The organism is Nocardia sp. SYP-A9097 (assembly GCF_009649815.1).
Classification (GTDB): domain Bacteria; phylum Actinomycetota; class Actinomycetes; order Mycobacteriales; family Mycobacteriaceae; genus Nocardia.
Genome location: NZ_WJIC01000011.1, coordinates 199,076 through 217,072, shown reverse-complemented (window position 1 = coordinate 217,072; position 17,997 = coordinate 199,076). Strand labels below are relative to the sequence as shown.

20 protein-coding genes and 2 pseudogenes are annotated in these 17,997 nt (G+C 63.8%); 14 read left to right on the top strand and 8 right to left on the bottom strand.

Going from position 1 to position 17,997, the window contains the following annotated elements:
* Positions 1-450, bottom strand: a 450-nt coding sequence (locus GFY24_RS23095) for a LysR family transcriptional regulator (protein ID WP_309231211.1), incomplete at its 3' end; no start/stop codon positions are given.
* 131 nt (positions 451-581) lie between these two features.
* Here GFY24_RS23095 and GFY24_RS23090 point away from each other — a divergent pair.
* The 5 genes and pseudogenes from GFY24_RS23090 to GFY24_RS23070 all read left to right on the top strand — a co-directional run bounded on the left by GFY24_RS23090 (position 582) and on the right by GFY24_RS23070 (position 4,553).
* A complete protein-coding gene (locus GFY24_RS23090) occupies positions 582-893 on the top strand; it encodes an EthD family reductase (RefSeq protein ID WP_153807145.1) in 312 nt (103 codons plus the stop codon).
* Between the two features lie 805 nt (positions 894-1,698).
* On the top strand, positions 1,699-2,145 hold the full coding sequence (locus GFY24_RS23085) for a hypothetical protein (protein ID WP_153807144.1): 447 nt from the start codon (positions 1,699-1,701) through the stop codon (positions 2,143-2,145).
* Positions 2,146-2,461: 316 nt separating this feature from the next.
* The gene (locus tag GFY24_RS23080) at positions 2,462-2,695 is read left to right on the top strand and encodes a hypothetical protein (RefSeq protein WP_153807143.1); all 234 of its coding nucleotides are present in this window, start codon (positions 2,462-2,464) and stop codon (positions 2,693-2,695) included.
* A gap of 62 nt (positions 2,696-2,757) precedes the next feature.
* A pseudogene (locus GFY24_RS23075) lies at positions 2,758-4,081 on the top strand (IS256 family transposase).
* A gap of 82 nt (positions 4,082-4,163) precedes the next feature.
* Positions 4,164-4,553, top strand: a complete 390-nt coding sequence (locus GFY24_RS23070; protein WP_153807142.1) for a transposase — start codon at positions 4,164-4,166, stop codon at positions 4,551-4,553.
* 113 nt (positions 4,554-4,666) lie between these two features.
* Here GFY24_RS23070 and GFY24_RS23065 read toward each other — a convergent pair whose 3' ends face one another.
* On the bottom strand, positions 4,667-5,065 hold the full coding sequence (locus GFY24_RS23065) for a nuclear transport factor 2 family protein (RefSeq protein ID WP_153807141.1): 399 nt from the start codon (positions 5,063-5,065) through the stop codon (positions 4,667-4,669).
* Positions 5,066-5,151: 86 nt separating this feature from the next.
* Between GFY24_RS23065 and GFY24_RS23060 the strand changes: the two genes are divergently transcribed.
* Positions 5,152-5,784, top strand: coding sequence for a TetR/AcrR family transcriptional regulator (locus GFY24_RS23060; RefSeq protein ID WP_153807140.1), 633 nt, complete (start codon positions 5,152-5,154; stop codon positions 5,782-5,784).
* Between the two features lie 78 nt (positions 5,785-5,862).
* Here the strand turns inward: GFY24_RS23060 and GFY24_RS23055 are convergent, their stop codons facing one another.
* A complete protein-coding gene (locus GFY24_RS23055; RefSeq protein WP_153807139.1) occupies positions 5,863-6,456 on the bottom strand; it encodes a TetR/AcrR family transcriptional regulator in 594 nt (197 codons plus the stop codon).
* Between the two features lie 121 nt (positions 6,457-6,577).
* On the bottom strand, positions 6,578-7,345 hold the full coding sequence (locus GFY24_RS23050) for an SDR family NAD(P)-dependent oxidoreductase (RefSeq protein WP_153807138.1): 768 nt from the start codon (positions 7,343-7,345) through the stop codon (positions 6,578-6,580).
* A gap of 137 nt (positions 7,346-7,482) precedes the next feature.
* Between GFY24_RS23050 and GFY24_RS23045 the strand changes: the two genes are divergently transcribed.
* The gene (locus GFY24_RS23045) at positions 7,483-8,109 is read left to right on the top strand and encodes an NAD(P)-dependent oxidoreductase (RefSeq protein WP_194852989.1); all 627 of its coding nucleotides are present in this window, start codon (positions 7,483-7,485) and stop codon (positions 8,107-8,109) included.
* Between the two features lie 198 nt (positions 8,110-8,307).
* Here GFY24_RS23045 and GFY24_RS23040 read toward each other — a convergent pair whose 3' ends face one another.
* The 3 genes from GFY24_RS23040 to GFY24_RS23030 all read right to left on the bottom strand — a co-directional run bounded on the left by GFY24_RS23040 (position 8,308) and on the right by GFY24_RS23030 (position 10,231).
* The gene (locus GFY24_RS23040; RefSeq protein ID WP_153807136.1) at positions 8,308-8,616 is read right to left on the bottom strand and encodes a hypothetical protein; all 309 of its coding nucleotides are present in this window, start codon (positions 8,614-8,616) and stop codon (positions 8,308-8,310) included.
* A gap of 301 nt (positions 8,617-8,917) precedes the next feature.
* On the bottom strand, positions 8,918-9,340 hold the full coding sequence (locus tag GFY24_RS23035) for a nuclear transport factor 2 family protein (protein ID WP_153807135.1): 423 nt from the start codon (positions 9,338-9,340) through the stop codon (positions 8,918-8,920).
* A 321-nt stretch (positions 9,341-9,661) separates the two neighbouring features.
* On the bottom strand, positions 9,662-10,231 hold the full coding sequence (locus GFY24_RS23030) for a MarR family winged helix-turn-helix transcriptional regulator (protein WP_309231210.1): 570 nt from the start codon (positions 10,229-10,231) through the stop codon (positions 9,662-9,664).
* A gap of 156 nt (positions 10,232-10,387) precedes the next feature.
* Here GFY24_RS23030 and GFY24_RS23025 point away from each other — a divergent pair, with 156 nt between their 5' ends.
* From GFY24_RS23025 to GFY24_RS43805, 4 genes and pseudogenes are all read left to right on the top strand, one after another.
* Positions 10,388-10,867, top strand: a complete 480-nt coding sequence (locus tag GFY24_RS23025) for a hypothetical protein (RefSeq protein WP_153807134.1) — start codon at positions 10,388-10,390, stop codon at positions 10,865-10,867.
* A gap of 32 nt (positions 10,868-10,899) precedes the next feature.
* On the top strand, positions 10,900-11,712 hold the full coding sequence (locus tag GFY24_RS23020) for an SGNH/GDSL hydrolase family protein (RefSeq protein WP_153807133.1): 813 nt from the start codon (positions 10,900-10,902) through the stop codon (positions 11,710-11,712).
* A 219-nt stretch (positions 11,713-11,931) separates the two neighbouring features.
* Positions 11,932-12,873, top strand: a complete 942-nt coding sequence (locus GFY24_RS23015; RefSeq protein ID WP_153807132.1) for a hypothetical protein — start codon at positions 11,932-11,934, stop codon at positions 12,871-12,873.
* 5 nt (positions 12,874-12,878) lie between these two features.
* Positions 12,879-12,962: pseudogene (locus GFY24_RS43805) on the top strand (integrase core domain-containing protein); the annotation flags it as partial.
* Positions 12,963-13,283: 321 nt separating this feature from the next.
* Here the strand turns inward: GFY24_RS43805 and GFY24_RS23005 are convergent.
* The gene (locus GFY24_RS23005; RefSeq protein WP_153807130.1) at positions 13,284-14,480 is read right to left on the bottom strand and encodes an NAD(P)/FAD-dependent oxidoreductase; all 1,197 of its coding nucleotides are present in this window, start codon (positions 14,478-14,480) and stop codon (positions 13,284-13,286) included.
* A gap of 95 nt (positions 14,481-14,575) precedes the next feature.
* Between GFY24_RS23005 and GFY24_RS23000 the strand changes: the two genes are divergently transcribed.
* The 3 genes from GFY24_RS23000 to cydB are packed head-to-tail and all read left to right on the top strand — an operon-like array spanning position 14,576 to position 17,988.
* Positions 14,576-15,454, top strand: coding sequence for a LysR family transcriptional regulator (locus GFY24_RS23000; protein ID WP_153807129.1), 879 nt, complete (start codon positions 14,576-14,578; stop codon positions 15,452-15,454).
* A gap of 56 nt (positions 15,455-15,510) precedes the next feature.
* The gene (locus GFY24_RS22995; RefSeq protein ID WP_153807128.1) at positions 15,511-16,950 is read left to right on the top strand and encodes a cytochrome ubiquinol oxidase subunit I; all 1,440 of its coding nucleotides are present in this window, start codon (positions 15,511-15,513) and stop codon (positions 16,948-16,950) included.
* A 33-nt stretch (positions 16,951-16,983) separates the two neighbouring features.
* Entirely contained in the window at positions 16,984-17,988 is a 1,005-nt protein-coding gene (cydB, locus tag GFY24_RS22990) for a cytochrome d ubiquinol oxidase subunit II (protein ID WP_153807127.1), read from the top strand.
* The last annotated feature ends 9 nt before the right edge of the window (positions 17,989-17,997 follow it).

Here is a 17,997-nt window from a genome sequence, read left to right as displayed (position 1 = left end):
ACCGCGGGTGATCCCGGCATCGATGCGGCCGTCGGCGACCGCGGGGGAGATCTCCGGTGTCGCCATCGGGACCGCGCCGACCTCGAGTCCCGGGCTGCTGCGAATGAGCCTGTCCACCAGGGCCGGTGCCGTCCCGGCCCCCGCGCTGAGGCTGTATCCGATGCGCAGCGTGCCCAGTTCACCGGCCCCCGCATTCCGGGCGGTGTCCCATGCCCGGTCCAGCGCCGCCAGCGCGGGCGGCGCGGACTCCGCCAAAGCCGCACCGGCCGTGGTCAATACGACGCTACGCGTATTACGAACCAGCAGGCTCGTACCGAGTTCCGCCTCCAATCGGCGCATCCGGGCACTGAGTGCGGGCTGCGCGATACCGATCCGTGCGGCCGCGCGGGTGAAGTTCAACTCCTGCGCCAGCACCAGAAAGTACCGCAGGCTCACCGTATCCGGCGCCACATGCCCTCCCCCTCGATTGATAACGATCCGTTCTGAGTCTATCCCGTCCCGGTCTTTCCCTCGACCACACATCAACCCCTAACCTGCGCATATGACGATTCAACCGACCGCGGTATATGCAGGAGGCAGTCATGCATAAATTGGTGGTCCTATATCCCAAGCCCGCCGACCCTGACCACTTCCGCGACTACTACGTGAACAACCACCTTCCGCTGGTCATGAATTGGCCCGGCCTGCTTGCGTGGCGCTACAGCTTCGACGTGGCGGCGACCAATGGAGAAGCGCCGTATTTCGCGGTCTTCGAAGCCGACTTCGCTGACGCCGCCGCCATGGCCGCGTCGCGCGCGTCGTCGCACGGCCAGCGGGCGGCCGCCGATGTCGTCAACTACGCCACCGGCGGTGTGGTCGTCATCCACTATCCGGTGCAGGACGGCACCAGCTGAGGCAGGACGGCACGCTCCGGGACGCGTTCGGAGCGTGCCGTTGCGGCCAGGTCCCGGCTATCGGCGGAACGCCGTTCCCGGTTGCCGGTTCGTTGAGCGTCAAACGTGGGCCGATGTCCTGGCCGGATGTCACTGTGATTGATGCGCGCGTGCGGCGCGACGGCCGGGGCGGCAGCCCACGGCCGTCACCGACGACGACCCGGTGGCGACGGACCGGACCGGCGTGCGGTCGCTGCCGCGGTTGGCCGCTTGTCATTCCCCGCGCCGGGCACTACTTCCCACTCGCGCGGCCAACGGAGTTCTCCGAGCTGATCCTGGACGCAGCTGCTGCCTGCCAGAACCGATCGAATACCTGACCACCCCCAGGGCCGTAAACGTGAGCGCCTCCACTGATCCCGGAAACAGGATTGCAGGCTAGCGGCTCCTCGCGAGAAGCATTGCAGCGCGAAGCATCCTGTCATGCCGCTTTCCGTGCCGACTGAACCGGCTGGCGTCGCACCTCGGGAAGATCAACGGGCAGAGCGCTTCACGGCCGCCAGCAGTGCGCGCTCATGCCGACCTCGAGCGCACTCGCGTGCAATCCGTTGCCAGAAAAGCTCTTTCGTCAACTGAGGCTTCTCTCAGCTGCACGAGATGAAGGGTCATCAAATGGCTGAGAACGATCCGACGTCGTCTGAAGTACCTAACGGTGAGGGTTCACCGAGTGATCCGAACGCGGCACGCTCCCAATGGGCGACGAGCCAATCATGACTCGAGACCGAACTCTTCACCGCGAATCCCCATATCGCTCTGGTTAACTCACCTGATGGAATCGGCAGACATACCGGCGAGGATTTTTGCGGGACTTGGTGGTTTGGTCGCCGCCGGACTGATCCCCTTGTACGGCTTGGCGCTGCTGTTCGGCGTGATCGGTGGCATACCCGATGAGGACCCTGAGCCCGCCGTACAGAACGTCCTCCTCGTGATCAAAGCGATCGTCGTCGCAGCCGCGGCCTCCACGCTGGTGACCGGCGCGATTACCGGGCGGACCATGGCGATCATCGGCGGCTGCTTGCTGTTCATCCTGGATTTCGTCCTGCTGTCCGTCTGGTATTCGAATGTCCTCGTCCCGCCAGGGAGCTTGCCCATTGAACGTGAGACGCCGCCGAATCCGCCCGAGATCGTGCTGACAGCGTGGGTGGTCTGGGTAGTGTTCCCTGTCCTGACAATGCTGCTCGCCGTTGCGCGGGGACGTCACAGTGCGAGTGCGTAACCAACGGTGAAAACCGGCCAGAAAGGCGTGGGAACCGACGTTCACACCTTCGTGGTGTGAATCGGCGACGCCCGAGAAGGGCGGTGTCCGAATACCCGCAAGGGTTTTCGGACACTTTGTCAGGAGCATCCGCTCATGCCGCGAGTCGCGCTGACCGAACCGGCCAGCGCGGCACACCAGAAGATCAACTGACCGTGGCGATTCGGGGCAAGGCGGACGCACGCACATGCCGAATTGAGCGCAAGTGGCTACGGTGAAGCGTCGCCCACCTGGCGGATGGCGGAACGAGTGATGTTCGGCAGGGAGGGAACAGCAGTTGACCGGATCGACACAGCCCGTGCTCACGATCGAGCAAGCGTGGCAGGCGCTTCCGCAGTGGGTCTCCGAATGCTTGGACAGTGCAGCTGGGATGGCGAAGGCGCTGGGCGCGGATGAGGAGGACTACGGTAAGGATCCCCTGACTGCGTTCGGGTTTTGGCAGGACTATCTCGACGTCTGGAGCAATGATCAAAACCTGTGGATGACCGGGAAGGAGTGCCTTCCCGGATGATCTGAGAATCAACGGGTTTGATCAGTCCTGGCGCGCCAACGCCGGGCGGGAAGGTACGTCCCATGCTCAAAATAATCGACGGCGGCGCCGAGTCCAATCCAGGCGGTGCGGCGACCGGGGAGTCGCGTTCCCCGATCGACGAGATCGTGCGCGAAGGCGCTCGCCAGATGCTCGAAGCGGCGTTGCGGGCCGAGGTCGCCGCCTATGTCGAGCGGTTCGCAAGCGAGGTCGACGAGGACGGCCGAAAGCTGGTGGTGCGCAACGGCTACCACAACGAACGCCAGGTGTTGACCGCCGCCGGCGCGGTGACAGTGACCGTGCCGCGGGTCAACGACCGCCGTGTCGACCCGGAATCCGGTGAGCGGCAACGGTTTTCCTCGGCGATCCTGCCCGCCTGGGCACGGAAGCCGCCGCAGGTGAGCGAGGTGTTGCCGCTGCTGTATCTGCACGGGCTGTCCACCGGGGACTTCGGCCCGGCTCTCGAGCAGTTCCTCGGCTCCGGTGCCGGACTGTCGGCGGCCTCGATCACCCGGCTGACCGGCCAGTGGCAAGACGAGTCCGAGGCCTTCGCCGCCCGGGACCTCTCGGGCACCGATTACGTGTATTTGTGAGTCGACGGGATCCACGTGAAAGTGCGCCTGGAGCAGGAAAAACTGTGTCTGTTGGTGATGATCGGGGTGCGTGCGGACGGCCGTAAGGAGCTGGTCGCGCTCACCGACGGGTATCGGGAATCGACCGAGTCGTGGGCCGATCTGCTGCGTGATGCCCGCCGCCGTGGCATGACCGCCCCGGTGCTCGCGGTCGGTGACGGTGCGCTCGGGTTCTGGAAAGCGCTGCGTGATGTGTTCCCCTCAGACGCGAGAGCAACGCTGCTGGTTTCACAAATCGGCGAATGTTCTTGCCGCGCTACCGAAATCGGCGCATCCGGGTGCGGTCTCCGCGATGAAGGACATCTACAATGCCGAGGACATCGACAAGGCGCAGCTCGCGGTGAAAGCGTTCGACATCGATTACGGCAAGAAGTATCCGAAAGCGGTCGCGAAGATCGTCGACGATCTCGACGTGCTGCTCGAGTTCTTCAAATACCCGGCCGAGCACTGGATCCACCTGCGCACCACCAACCCGATCGAATCCACCTTCGCCACAGTCAGATTGAGGACGAAGGTCACCAAGGGACCGGGCTCCCGCGCGGCCGGAATCGCCATGGCCTACAAGCTCATCGAAGCTGCCCAGGCCCGCTGGCGCAAGGTCAACGCACCCGAGCTGGTCGCCCTCGTCCGCAACGGCGCCCTGTTCCACAAGGGCCAACTCCTCGAACGCCCCCGCGACATCACACCCGAATCATCAACCGGCCCAGCCGAAACCACCGGAACCGAGGTCGCCTGAAACTCGCCGATCCACAGGTCTTGACAATATCTCTGGTGGAGTTGGTGAAGAACCTGTTGCCCGTCCACCAGTCACACCGCCCGTGGTCAGGCGAGTCGTCGGCTGGCTCATGACCAACCCTGCCAATCTCGCCCCCGCATACAGCCAGCGCCTGGACGCGATCTTGGCTGCCAGCCCTGCCCTTGCCGCCCTAGCCGACCATGTTCGCGCGTTCGCCACCATCCTGTGTGAACTTCGCGGACGCGAGCTCGAAGGCTGGATGAACGCCATCGACGCCGACAAGCAGCCCGCGCTGGCGTCCTTCGTCCGCGGCCTGCGTCAAGACCTCGACGCCGTCACCGCTGGCCTGACATTGCCCTGGAACAGCGGAGCGGTCGAGGGCCACGTCAACCGGATCAAGATGATCAAACGCCAGATATTCGGTCGCGCCAAGCCGGACCTACTGAGAAAGCGAATCCTGTTGAGCAACTGAATGATCCAACGGGCCGATCACGAAAAGTGGGCCAGAACCAGTCTTGGCGAGTTGTTGACACGGGTGAAGCTATGTTCGGCGGAGACGGTCCGGTGCGATCTTGGGCGTTGTACTCAGCGCGGCGGCTGAGGCTGGAACGGCATGGTATTGATCGGGGACAGGTGCAACCCGGCCAGTGCCCAGCGTGCACCGTCATGGACGAAGAGATGAGTGCCGCGGAACGATCCGTTGGCGTCGTTGCCCTGGAATTGGGCCTCCTGGGTGAGGGTGCCGATCGTTGCGGCAGCGGTGCCATAGTTACGTACGGCTACGTCATGCCAGGTCAGTGACTTGGTGACCAGACTGCCGGTGAGGTAGCGCGCAAGCCATTGCTGTTTGTCCAGAACGAAGCCGAGTGGACCGACCAACGTGAAATCGTCGGTCGTGATGGCATCGAGTTCGACGGTGTCGGCGCGTTCTTCCGCAGCGGCCCAACGCGCGCCCAGCTCCAGAATGTCCTCTGTGGTTGTCATCGCTCTGCTCTCAGACGGAATGAAATAAGTACAGTCACTATAAAAATATAGTGACTGTACGTCAAGTGCTTGCTACCGTCACCCTTATGACCGAAGCTGGATTACGGGCACGCAAGAAGCTCCAGACCAGGCAACACATCCTCGAGGTCGCAACGGGACTGTTCGCCGAACGGGGCTTCGATGTCGTCACGGTGGCTGAAATCGCCCGCATCGCAAATGTTTCCGAGAAGACTGTCTTCAACTACTTCGGCACCAAGGACGACCTGATCTTCGGTGGCATGGACGATTTCGGCGCCGCTCTGCTGCTGGCGATCCAGGAACGCCCACGCGGTATGTCGCCGTACGAGGCATTTGGCAACTTCGTCGTCCAACCTCGCGGCATGCTGGACTCCGAAGACCCACAGGCGATGGAACACCTCGCAGCCATTGCCCGCGTTATCGACGCCAGCGCAGTCTTACAAGCTCGTCAAAGGCAACTCTTCGAGGCCAGCGCTGACCGCCTCGCTGGCGTGCTGGCGGGCGAGGCCGATACCGATATCGCTGCGGGGGTCGTGGCCAACGCCATGGTGGGCGTGCTCCGCGCCATGCAGAAATACCTCCATCGGGCGGTACTCGACGGCTACCGCGGCCCATGCCTGGTCGACGACGTACTTACTCAGGGCCGACAGGCGGTCGACATGCTCGGTCGCGGGTTGGCCGGATACCTTGAAGGCCAATAGAGCCACTCCGGCTACACCTGCATGATCGACCCGTGTTCGATGAGCCGCGCTGTACGCGTGCACGGTTGGAGCGAGAAGTCAGTCGGGAGACTCAGTCGGTGGCGGTGTCGACGAGGCGTCGAGTAGCGCTTGGATCGTTGCGGTAGCGGTGGTTATGGGTTGGTCGGCAGCCAGGGAATCGAAGACTTCGAAACTGGACAAGGTGTAGAGGATCGAGCTGAATTCCGGGCGGACGCCGAGTCGTGCTGCAAGAACAGCGGCGCCGGCGCGGCGTCGTTCATCGCGGGCCGCGATGACCTGGCCCACGTCGGGATCGACAGCAGCGAGCCCTCGCAGGCGACGCGTGCAGTCTCGATCCACCGCCCAGAAGCCCGCGATGACCTCGACGAATATGCGGAGGCCCACGCGAGCGTCGGGCTGAGAGAACGCCTCGGCGAGGCGCTGCATGCGTCCACGTTCGGCAAGGTCATCGCACAGTGCTTCCAGCAGGCCGAGTTTCGTGCCGAACTGGTAGTACACAGTGGCTCGTGAGACATCGGCGCGACGCGCGATCGAGTTCATGGCCACCGTCCCTTCCGCGACGAGCAGATCGCGGGTGGCTTGCAGGATGCGGGCACGGGTGTCGTCCACCAGTTCGCGGCGGCGGCCCATGTCGTAGGGCCTGGGACTCATTTTTGCCTTTCACCTGCGCGGCCGCTCGTCGTGTCTCGGGCGCAGTTGCGTCTGTATTTCTTGCTGGTCAGCGCCGGACTACCCGGCAACGGCAATTCTGGCAGCTTGCGATGCGCGTTCGTCAAATCATCACTCGCCCGCCGCTGACGTCGATCGTCTGGCCGGTAATCCATGAGGAGGCATCTGAGGCGAGGAACAGCGCCGCTTGCGCAACATCCATGGGCTCGCCGAGCCTGCCGAGTGGGTGCGCGGCGGCGACCTGGCGTTGGATGTCGGCCGACATTTGGGTGGCAGTGCGTTCGGTGCGAATCGCGCCGGGGGCAAGGCAGTTGGCTCGGACCTGGTGGCCGGCGGTCTCCAGTGCCAGCTGCCGGGTGAACATCAGTACGCCCGCCTTCGCCGCTCCGTAGGCCGCGCTCGCCCCGCCTGGTAACCGCCCCGCGGTGGAGGCCATCGTGACGATCGATCCATATCCCTGGTCCACCATGGGCTGCAGGAACGCTCGTACGGTCAGGAAGGTCGCGGTGAGGTTGTCATCGACGGTGGCACGCCAACGTTTCAGTTCTGTGTCGATGATGGGGGTCGGCCGGCCGTCGCCGCCCGCGAACGCGAGCAGAACGGATACGGGTCGTTCCCAGTTGTCGGCGATGGTTGTCGCCGCCTCCGCTAGCGCTGTTTCGTCGGTGCAGTCGGTCGGAACCGCTAGCGCTGAGCCACCGCTCTCTTCGATACTCGCAACCACAATTCCGAGAGCCGTCTTATCTCGGCCGATGATCGCGACCTTTGCTCCTTGTCGCGCGAACTCTCGGCTCGCGGCGGCCCCGATACCACGAGATCCGCCGGTCACCACGACGACGCGATCTTTCAGATCTGAGTACTGAGCGGTCATCGGGTCTCCTCGTGTTTGAGGGCTCCGGGTGTCCCGGTGCCCTGGTGCCGCAGCGGCTAGAATTATTCATACACACTATCCGACGAAATAATATGACGCATCGGTCGGACGGTGCCGGACAACCGAAAGGTGAGTTGATGAATGTTCTGGTGGTAGGCGCCGCAGGTCGCACGGGTGGTTTGCTGGTCAACCGGGCGTTACAGGATGGCCATACCGTTACCGCGCTGGCTCGGAACCCGAGCCGGATCGCGGCGCGGCCCGGTTTGATCGCAACGCGTGGGGACGTACGCGATGCGGCAGATCTGGCGATGGCTATGGCCGGACAGCACGCGGTCACGGTGGCGCTGGGCGTGCAGGGACGTGGCGCGACCACGGTGTTTTCCGAAGGGCTCGGCAATATCGTCGCCGCGGCGCAGGCCGCTGGAACACGTCGCCTCATGGTGATGTCGTCGGCAGGTCTGTCCACCGATCACCTGCCGTTCATACAGCGCCATATGACACACCTGGTGGCGACCCGCGTCTACGGCCAAATCCACGCCGACCTGGCCCGGATGGAGGAGATAGTTGTCGATTCAGGGCTCGATTGGACGATCGTGCGTGTGCCGATGCTCAAAGACGGTGAGCCGACCTCGACCTATCAAGTATCGATCGGCGGACATCTCGACAAGGCTGGGACGGCGATCCGGGCCGATGTCGCGGACTGGATCGTGCGTAACCTCGCAGAACCGGCCACCTATCGTCAGCGGGTCGAGATGGCCAGCTAGGACAGGTGGGTCTCATGGGAGCGCTGGGCGTGGATCCTGCTGCGGGGTCCACGCCCGCCTCTGGGCGGGCATCGGCTTTCGGGGCCAGTCGACGAACCTTCGACCGGCAACGACACTTAGCCGCTGCTGAACAAGCGCAACGGCGGCGCGTTCTCAGAGTCGTCCGCTGGGAAGTTTGGTCGACGTCGCGGCCTGCGGTCAGTTCGAAAGGACGACTCCGGCGACCTGTTCGTCAGTAAGGGGTGGGGTGAGGACGTCGATGACCGGTTCGGCTCGCGCGCGCGGCGCTGCGGCGGTCTCGGCGTGATCCTTTGTCTGCCAGCCGATTCCGGCGGCGGTTCCGTCGGTGCCGAGGCGTTGTCCATCGTTGGCGCCGAGCTGGCACAGCATCCAGTCTGGGCGCTGAAACCGCAGTGCGCCAGAGCTTTTCGGGGTTTGGGTGGTGGTCGCTCCGGTGATGGCGAGATTGGTGAACACGATGCCGTTTTCGGGGCGTTGCAGTTGCACCAGGTGCCGCGATATCTCGGACCGGACAGCCCGGTCCGATGTGCTGCTCTCGCCAAGAGCGACTACCCGCGACTGCGGCGCGAACGGCAACCGGTGCAAGCAGATCCGCGGTACCGGCTTCAGTGACGAACTCATTCGACAATCGATCGGCCAGTGCCCCTTGCTGCATTTCAGCAAAGTGTCATAGTCCACAGTTGCCGGCCGACTGGTCACCTGCGCAAGCGCTGCCGACGTTCGTGAGTTTGCGTCGATGCCGATGATCGACCGACACGATATGCTGGCGATGCGCCGGACTCTCGATCTACTGGGAGAGCGAATTCTGTTGCCGTAGAGCGGCGTCGAGGGTGAGGGTGTCTTCCAGCACCAAGTCATCGGTCATGCGACCCCAGCGCAGGGTCAGCCATTGAATTGCCGTGTTGCGGTACGGGGTTCCGTCATTGAGCGTACTGCTGACCCGCAGGCGCACCGCGACCCTGGTGTTCCAGGGCCAGCCGCCGGCCACGACATCCTCGAGCTGTAGCCGGACTCCGGGCAGGTGCTGCTGGAGGAGGTCGAACCAGTCCCGGAATGCCTGCTGTCCGCGCACATCCGCGCCGAGCGGAGTGTCCCCGAGGAAGCGGAACCGGACATCCGGCGCGGCCATCTCAACGGCCGCGCCAAAATCGCCGGCACCAACGCGTCGCCATGTCTTCCGGACTATAAGTCGCACGATAGCGTGGTACATATTGCGAACTTAAACCTGCTGACACGCTTCCAGCAAGGGACTGACTATTGCCAACGTTGGCGGTTGTGCGGCCATATTGAACTACCACTACCCGGGCGCGTGGCCTTGGTGGCACCCGGCCTGGATTCGTACTTGATCGCTGCCTGCACCGCATTCCAGCGGCCTGCCGACGAAGGCACTCTTCCCATACGCCCCTCGGAGCGAGCCTCGACCCGATGACCGTTGCCGAACGGACTGCCCAGCCCTCACGGGCAGACGATGCATCCAAGGACGCCACGCGACCTGCGGGAGAATTCGCAGGTGCTCCTGGACTGTGGACTTCTACTCGTCTTCGCCTGCGGCACTGGGAACATCACAGGCTACGGTGCCGGGCGCGGTCTGGCACACAGCGAAGCTGAGCGTGCGAAATCCGGGGTGGACGCCAGGGGTTAGGCCATGCGTGGCAGCCAGCTTTGCCAACAGATCGGCCAATTGGGCGTACTCGTCGTCGGTGAGTCCTGAAAAGAACTCGTTCTCGTGGGCGACCGCCTGCGCTGCCATGCGTGCGAGCCGCTTCACCCCTTCCGGGGTGAGGTGCAATTCGTGGTTGCGGCGGTCGGTCGAGCTGCGGCGGCGCTCGATCCAGCCCTTTTGATCAAGGGGGTCGATCAAGACCACCACTCGACTGGGCACCACGCCCAGGTGCTCGGCAAGTGATCGTTGGCTGCGCCCAGGCTCGGCCGCGATCATCCGCAGAACCCCGACCTCCGGCGGTGTCAGGCCGATCTCAGCGATCCGTTCCGCGAAGTGCTGTCCCGCAAACCCGCCCAGCTGGGCAAGCAGGAACCCTGCTGCCCGCATCGGGCGAGCCGGCGGCACTGTCTGCCCATCCTCTTGCTTGGCATCGGGCACCAGGCTATCGTACACATAAGTGAATCGTTCGATTGGGAGAATCATTCACTCGTGAGAATGGATTGATATGGTTGTTTCACCCGTATCCCCTACCAGAGCCCGTCCGCTGGAACCGCCGCCGATGCGCTGTCTTATTTCCGCGACCACCCCACAGCTGTGCGCACCGGCGCTGTACTGCAGTACGCCAGTGCCATTCCGCTCGCGCTCTACGTGGCAGTGACCGTCTCCCGCTTACGGCACCACGCCGACGGCTTCGGTCTCGCTCTCACCGCACTGGGTGGCGGGCTCGCGACGGTATTCCTGCTGAGCTCGGGCACGATCAGCTGGGTGCTGACGGTGCCCGAGGTGACCGCGGATCCGGCCACGGTGCGCGCACTGCACACTTTCGCCTTCCTGACCGGCGGGCCGGCGGACGTGATGACCACAGGGCTGCTCATCGCCGGTATCACCCTGAGCGCGATACCGCAGAAGGTTCTCCCGATCTGGCTTATCCGTGCCGGTCTCGCGATCGCCTTCATCGCGATGCTTACCACCGCCGCATTGACCTTCACTGCCGCCGCGGTGGCGCTGCCGATCGCCCGCTTCACCGGCATGGTGTGGCTGATCATCGTCGGATTTCGCCTCGGCCGTTCGTAACCGCTATCCCGTCCACCTACACAGGAGCTGTCATGACCTCTGAACTCACCGCCAAGTTGGTCCGCTATCAGAAACCCGAGCTGTCGCTGCCCTATCTCAACGGCATCGACTCGGCGCACGTCGCGGCGTTGTTCGGGATCGAGGCCGACGAATACCGTGCACTACTGGATGAACTCGACAATCAGGCCCGCGCCGCTGCCGCGGATCTGCTCACCGAACCCGGCATCGCGGAGCAGGTGCACCGGTTGCCGTTCGCGCCGCGGTCGCGGGTGCTCGCTCTGGGGGAGAGCAGCACAGCGGACCGGCTGTCGTGGTTCGAGATACTTCGGCACCTGGTGCAATTGCACCGGCCCGAGGACGACATTGTGTTCACCAATCTCGCCATCACCGGAGCGACCACCACCCAAACCCTGAAAAGCTCTGGCGCACTGCGGTTTCAGCGCCCGGATTGGGTGCTGTGCCAGCTCGGCGCAAACGACGCCCAACGACTAGGGACCAACGGGGCTCGCGTGGTCAGCGCCGAGGAAACCACACGTAACTTCGAGTTGTTGCGGTTCCAGGCATCCGATGCGCGCTGGGTCTGGCTCACCCCCACCGACACCGACGAAACCCTCGCCGCCGAATTCAGACCGTTCCAAGCCGCCGGGATCGGCTGGCAGGCAAAGGATCACGTCGAGACCGCCGCAGCGCTGCGCGCGCGACCCGAACCGGTCATCGACATTCTCACCCCCACCCGCCCTACCCCTGATCGACGCCTGTTCGAATCCGACGGTCTCCATCTCACGCCCGCCGGACAGGTCATCGTGACCCGCACCGTACTCGCCGAACTCGAACAACTGGACTGAGGTACACACCCATGCGATACACCATCCTCCCCGCTGCTCTCCTCCCGCAACGTTTCTCACCGTCCAGGTAGGCGCCGCCCCCGCTGGTGCCGCTCCGGACAACCAATGGGCATGGTTCGCGAACTCGGTTCCGATCGAGCCTGCCTGGTCGACTGGTGAACGATCCAACCGAATGCGTGCCGATCACCGCGGCGGGCATCCTGACTTCGAGGTGACGCTGTGCTCGCCCACTGGAGACTCTCGGTCCCCGATGTACTGTTCGACCTTTTCGGCAGGGATTCCAGCGCGAGCACAGCGAGATTCGTCGGGATCGCGGGAACACTTTGCGGAGGTGCCGGGAAATTTACTGCTACCGACATGATCGGCGCGAACCGCTATCAGCGTACCGAGGCCGTTGCGGTCAGCGACTTTATCCCTGACCGCGAGCTGACATTCCGGGCCTCCCAGGTGATCAGTCGACAGTGGCGCGCTGAGCAGAGACCCAACCGACCTGTACTGGTCATTGATTATCCCGTCGGCGATATCACGCACATGATGCGTTGGGCGAGCGGGAAGTACTTCAACGACGGCGTGGATCGCGGATACAACATCGTCAGACCTGACGATGTCCGATTCGGAGGCCCCACCCGCGACGGATTGGAACTGGATGGCGCGCCGTGGGTTCGGAGATGGCCACCCCGGAACAACACGTTCGTTCGCAGCCGGTCATTGACCGAACCGGTGAACGCCCGGGCCGCGCAGGCCCCGGTCGGCGCGCCCGCGCGTCAGCGGCTACTGACAGTCAAGACCGGCTGGTGGAAGACCTGGACGGTCGCCGTTGACGACGAAACGCTACTGAAATTACAAGCAGCGAACGAACAACTGGCAGGTGCTGCTCGAAAGAACGGCGGCCCCGTCGTCCTGTTGCCTGATGAGAGTTTTCCAAGCGCGGCCGACGACCATATCGACAATCTGCGAACAACCATCGGCAGCCCCGAAATGTACATCCCCACCGGCGGCGTCTCGACCACCATCAGCGATTCGAGGAGCACCGTGGCCGGCCCGGCGGAACGTGCCATGCTGAGCCGCACCGGGATAGAGGTTCACAAGGTTGACGACAGTCCCGCATGGCACTACCTCGGAGTGAAGCCGGGAATACGGGAGTGGTGGGCACAACCCTGATCATTGTCAGTTTGGCGTTCATCCCACCCGGTCAGCCCGGGCGAAACGGCTACATCGAATCGTTCAATGGCCGCTTGCACGACGAATGCCGCCCAGTCGTTCGCGGACGTCGTCGCCGATACTTCGATTCGTACATGCGGCAAATCCGTATAATATGGTCAGCAACTTTTCGTCGGTCGGTCGCGAATTCATCAAACCCGCGACTCGAGGCGCGAATAAACTCGCCCGATCCTGCGGTGGGAGATTCTCGAGCTGCCGCGTGAAATTTCAGTTCCAAATCGTCGCGGTTAGGGAATAACAGGCCCACAGGTGCGAGCCCGGCGTCCATATAGTGCGGCCTTGTTCTCCGCTGTGCGCCGTGTCGCGGTGTGGACGGCCGAGGTGCGCCGCGCGCACCTCGGCCGCGACCATCAAAGAGTGGCCAGAACCTCGTCGATGTTGGGGCGCTTCGCGACTATCTCGCGGAGCTGCTCGAATTCCTCGGGACGGCCGACGCAGGCTGCCCCGACCAGACGATCTTCGGTCCAGAACAATGCGGAGAAGTCCAAGCTGGTCGGCTCGCCACGGACGGTGTAGCCCCGCTCGTCGAAGATATCGGCGGCGTCGGGCCACCCGCAGATCTCGAGGCGAGTGCCGTATTGCTCGGAGCTAGCCGACGGTACGGGTGCGTACGGCGTCTCGATGCCGAGCAGGTTGAGTGCGGCAACGGCTGCCTGTTCCATCGCGTTGCTGAGATGTTCGATCCGGTACCGCGTGCCGAGCAGTGGGTGGGATTGCGCGGTTGCGTCGCCCGCCGCGAAAATCGCGGGAGCCGAGGTGCGGCAGTGTTCGTCGACGACGATGCCGCCCTGGACCGCGAGCCCCGCGCGTATCGCGAGCCCCGTCTCAGGGATCATGCCGAGCGCAGCGACAGCCACCTCGGCTGACCAGGTACGGCCATCCTCGGCGGTGGCCACGATTCCATCGGGTGTTTTGACCACCGAGCGCAGCCGAACGCCGAGCTGGAGGTCGACGCCATTGCGTCGGTGCAGAGTGGCGAAGATACCGCCGATCAACGGTGGCGCGACACGGTTCAGCGGCATACCGGCCAGTTCGATGACGGTGACATCGCAGCCGAGGGACCGCGCGGTTGCGGCCACTTCGAGGCCGATCAGACCGGCGCCGATTACCAGGACCGATGGGGCGCCTGCCAATTCCCCGCGCACGGCGAGCGCGTCGGACTGGGTACGCAGTGTGCACGCGCCGGGCATGCTGGCCACCTGCCGTGCCCGTCCGCCGGTCGCGAGGAGAAGTTTGCTATAGCGCAAGCGCGAGCCGTCGTCCAATCCGAGTGTTCTGTTCGCCGGGTCCAACTCGACCGCGCTCACTCCGGTCCGCACATCAACGTTCAACTCGGTCCAGCCTGTTTCGGTGGCGACCGCGATGTGCTCGGGTTCCGCGTGTCCGGCCAGCAGGCCCTTGGATAGCGGCGGTCGCCAGTAGGGCAGTTCGGGTTCGTCGCCGATGAGAACGACAGGGCCGGTATGGCCCTCTGTGCGGATGGTCTGCGCCGCGGTGGCGCCGGCCACCCCGGCTCCGACGATGACGATGGGTTCGGTCGAGTTCATAGGCGGACGCTAACCCCGCACGACTCATGCCTTCCAAGACTTGATATGCCATAACTTCATATTCGAAAGCGCATGAAAACAGGACAGAGGGGTTCATGGATCTGCTGCAATTGAGATATTTCCAGGCAGTTGCCCGTCGCGAGCACGTCAGCCAGGCCGCTGACGAGTTGCTCGTCGCGCAACCGTCGGTGAGCCGGACGGTCGCGCGATTGGAGAAGGAGCTGGGCGTCCCGCTCTTCGATCGGGTAGGGCGGCAGGTGCGACTCAATGTGTTTGGCTCGGCTTTCCTGCGGCGGGTAGACCGCGCATTGAGCGAACTGGATGATGCGCGCCGAGAACTCGCCGATCTCGCGGGCCTCGATCGGGGGCGCGTGGCGGTCGCTGCGGAAACCCTGATAACGATCGCCGGGCTGCTGGCAAGGTTTCGGGTACAGCATCCAGGCGTCGACATCCGACTGTTTCAGTCCAATGCCGACGAGATGGCGCGCAGACTCGCTGATCGGGAGGTCGACCTCTGTTTCGCCTCACAGCCCCTCGCGGGCCCCGCGCTGCGGTCTGTCCGATTGTTGCGTGAAGATGTTCTGCTCGGAGTTCCGCTGGCGCATCCGCTGGCCGTGCGAGACCGGGTGGCGATCGCCGAATTGGCCGGTGAATCCTGGGTGACCTGTCGGCCGGGTTATTGGCCGAGGGAACTGCTGGACCGTCTTTTCAGTGCCGAGGGGCTGAGGCCGGTCATTGTGTGCGAGGCCGATGAGCCGGGCGCGACCGGCGAGCTGATCAGCGCTGGACTCGGCATCGGGCTGGTACCGGCCGCCTCGCGGCGGATCGCGCAACACACCCCGATGGCCTGGCTACGAGTGGACGACCCGGGGTGCGAGCGGGTCCTGAGCGTCGTGTGGCGAGACGACGCCTACCTGTCGGCGGCAGCGCAGCGACTGCGCGATTCCGCCTCAATCATGTCGATTGAGGTATGAACTTATGGCTAACTTGGTTGTGGATGTTATGAGCTGTGGCTCCTAGCGTCCCATTCATGGATGTACTGGATCTGGCTCGACTACAGTTCGCCGGGACGACCGGCGTCCACTGGATTTTCGTCATTCTCACGCTTGGACTGGTCCCCGTAGTAGCGGTGACGCACACTGCCGCCGTCTGCGCCCGGGACCCACTGCGCCGGGCGGCCCTGGAGCGGAGTACACGATTCTGGGGACAGCTCTACGTCATCAACTACGCGCTGGGCATTGTTACCGGGCTCGTTATGGAATTCCAGTTCGGGCTCGGCTGGAGCGGGCTGAGTAAGTTCGCCGGCAACGTCATCGGAGCACCTCTCGCGCTGGAGACCTTGGTCGCGTTCTTCGCGGAGTCGACATTTCTCGGTATGTGGATCTTCGGCTGGGGTCGCCTGCGCCCTGGGCTGCACGCCGCCCTGATCTGGGTGGTCACGGTCACCGCCTATGCTTCCGCCTATTTCATTCTCGTGTCCAACGGCTTCATGCAACATCCGGTGGGATACGAAGTCCGGGACGGAGTGGCCTATCTGACCGATCTGGGCGCGGTGCTGACCAATCCGAACGCAGTTCTGGCACTGGCACACGTGACGGTGGCAGCATTGTTCACCGGCGGGATATTCATAGCCGGGGTGAGTGCCTACCACGTCGCCGAACGCACCGCCGATAAGAGGTTTTTCACCGTGTGGCTGCGGCTGGGGGTCGGCGTCGCGGCGATCATGAGCTTTCCGGTGTTTCTTATCGGTGTGGCGCAGTATCCCCTGCTGCGCCGAACCCAGCCGATGAAGTTCGCCGTGCTCGAAGGCGGATCGCGGGCGGCGGAGTTGCAGAGCGAGCTGGTGGCCCAGCACGGCGAGCGGAACTACATTCCGCCGAGTTGGATGAATATCGGTCAGTACGTCATGTTGTATGTCGCCGAGATCGTCTCGCTCATCATGCTCATCGCCGCGCTGGTGGTCTTTCGCAAGTGGCTGCTGCGGTTCCGTGTAATCGCGGTGCTGGTGGTGCTTGCCTATCCGATGGTGCTGGCTAAATACGTCGGGTCGCTGCTGTACGGCACACCGGGACCGAACGAGGGGATTATCTACCTAGCGTCCCTCGCATTCGTCGTCGCGCTCCTTGCGCTCGGGAAACGAATCGCCGACCAGCCGTGGGCGGCTTGGTCGCTGGTCGCGATCATCCCGCTGCCGTTCATCGCATCCATCGGAGGCTGGGTATTCCGTGAGACCGGGCGGCAGCCATGGCTGGTGTACGGCGAACTCACGGTCGACCAGGCCGTCTCACATGTGTCCGTGGCGAGCATGTGGGCCTCTTGTACCGCATTCATCGGCGTCTTCGTCGCACTCGCAATCACGAACTGGCTGCTCATCGCACGGTTTGCTCGACGCGGCCCTGATGCGACTCAACTCGGCGCGGTCGAACCGATTCATCTGCGCCTGGCAGATGATCCGATCCCGGCCCTTTGAGTCCGTGGCAGCAGAATTTCTCAGGAGCCTCATATGAGTCTGCAAATTGGGTGGCTGGTCGTACTCGGCCTGATGCTCGGCGGTTATTTCGTGCTCGCCGGCTACGACTACGGCACGCAGATGCTGTATCCCTTGGTGGGTCGGGATGAGCCGACGAAGTGGCTGACGCGCGCCACCCTCGGCCCTTTCTTCTTCGGCAACGAAGTCTGGCTGGTCGCCTTCGCCGGTGTGCTGTTCGGCGCGTTTCCCTTCCTGGAGGGCGAGTTGATCTCGGGTTTGTACCTGTTGATTGTCATCATCCTGTTGGGATTGGTTGTCGGGAAGGCCGCGGTCCAGCTGCGTGGCCGGATCGAGGGCCATCAGGTCCGGCGTTTGTGGGATGTGTTGATCGTTCTCGGCGGATTGCTTCCGGCGGCAGGCTGGGGACTGGTCGTCGGACTGCTTCTGCATGGTCTTCCGTTACAGACCGACGGCGCCGTCGCGCTGGGCATGTCGGACGTCTTCGACCCGTTCGTTGTGCTGGCCGGGCTGAGCAGTGTGCTGCTTTTGGCCGCGCACGGGGCGACCTTCCTGTCGATGCGGAGTAGCGGCGATGTGGCTCGGAGGGCCCGTCATCTGACGCGCCCGCTGCTGAGCGCGGCAACACTAACGGTGCTGATCACCGTGTTCATCTCCGGTCGTGCTGCGGTGACCGAACCGGCGATAGCGCTGACGCTGGCCGGCGCATTGATCCTTGCCCTACAGGCCGGGCGGATTGCCGCGAACGGTCAGCGGTGGGGGCTCGCGTTCACAGCCACCTCCGTCGCGGTGTTGCTACCGGTTCCGTTGGTCGGTGCGAGTCAGTACCCCTACGCCTTGGTGTCCACCGTGAGTGAGAGTTCGGGATTGACCGTGGCCAGGGCCGCCGCCAGCCATGACACGCTTGTGACCTTGCTGCCATTCGGCGCCGTGATCGTCCCCGTCGTTTTGGCGTACCAGATGTGGAGTTGGTGGTTGTTCCGCGACCGCGTCGGGTATCGCACACCGAGCTACTTCTAGGACGGCGCC

Excerpts from the sequence above, each read along its gene's own strand:
- GFY24_RS23065 (WP_153807141.1), bottom strand. The coding sequence starts at position 5,065 with ATGACAACCACAGAGGACATTCTGGAGCTGGGCGCGCGTTGGGCCGCT.
- GFY24_RS22995 (WP_153807128.1), top strand. The coding sequence starts at position 15,511 with ATGGATGTACTGGATCTGGCTCGACTACAGTTCGCCGGGACGACCGGC.
- GFY24_RS23045 (WP_194852989.1), top strand. The coding sequence starts at position 7,483 with ATGAATGTTCTGGTGGTAGGCGCCGCAGGTCGCACGGGTGGTTTGCTG.
- GFY24_RS23035 (WP_153807135.1), bottom strand. The coding sequence starts at position 9,340 with ATGTACCACGCTATCGTGCGACTTATAGTCCGGAAGACATGGCGACGC.
- GFY24_RS23020 (WP_153807133.1), top strand. The coding sequence starts at position 10,900 with ATGACCTCTGAACTCACCGCCAAGTTGGTCCGCTATCAGAAACCCGAG.
- GFY24_RS23060 (WP_153807140.1), top strand. The coding sequence starts at position 5,152 with ATGACCGAAGCTGGATTACGGGCACGCAAGAAGCTCCAGACCAGGCAA.
- GFY24_RS23055 (WP_153807139.1), bottom strand. The coding sequence starts at position 6,456 with ATGAGTCCCAGGCCCTACGACATGGGCCGCCGCCGCGAACTGGTGGAC.
- GFY24_RS23085 (WP_153807144.1), top strand. The coding sequence starts at position 1,699 with ATGGAATCGGCAGACATACCGGCGAGGATTTTTGCGGGACTTGGTGGT.
- GFY24_RS23005 (WP_153807130.1), bottom strand. The coding sequence starts at position 14,480 with ATGAACTCGACCGAACCCATCGTCATCGTCGGAGCCGGGGTGGCCGGC.
- cydB (WP_153807127.1), top strand. The coding sequence starts at position 16,984 with ATGAGTCTGCAAATTGGGTGGCTGGTCGTACTCGGCCTGATGCTCGGC.
- GFY24_RS23050 (WP_153807138.1), bottom strand. The coding sequence starts at position 7,345 with ATGACCGCTCAGTACTCAGATCTGAAAGATCGCGTCGTCGTGGTGACC.
- GFY24_RS23090 (WP_153807145.1), top strand. The coding sequence starts at position 582 with ATGCATAAATTGGTGGTCCTATATCCCAAGCCCGCCGACCCTGACCAC.
- GFY24_RS23000 (WP_153807129.1), top strand. The coding sequence starts at position 14,576 with ATGGATCTGCTGCAATTGAGATATTTCCAGGCAGTTGCCCGTCGCGAG.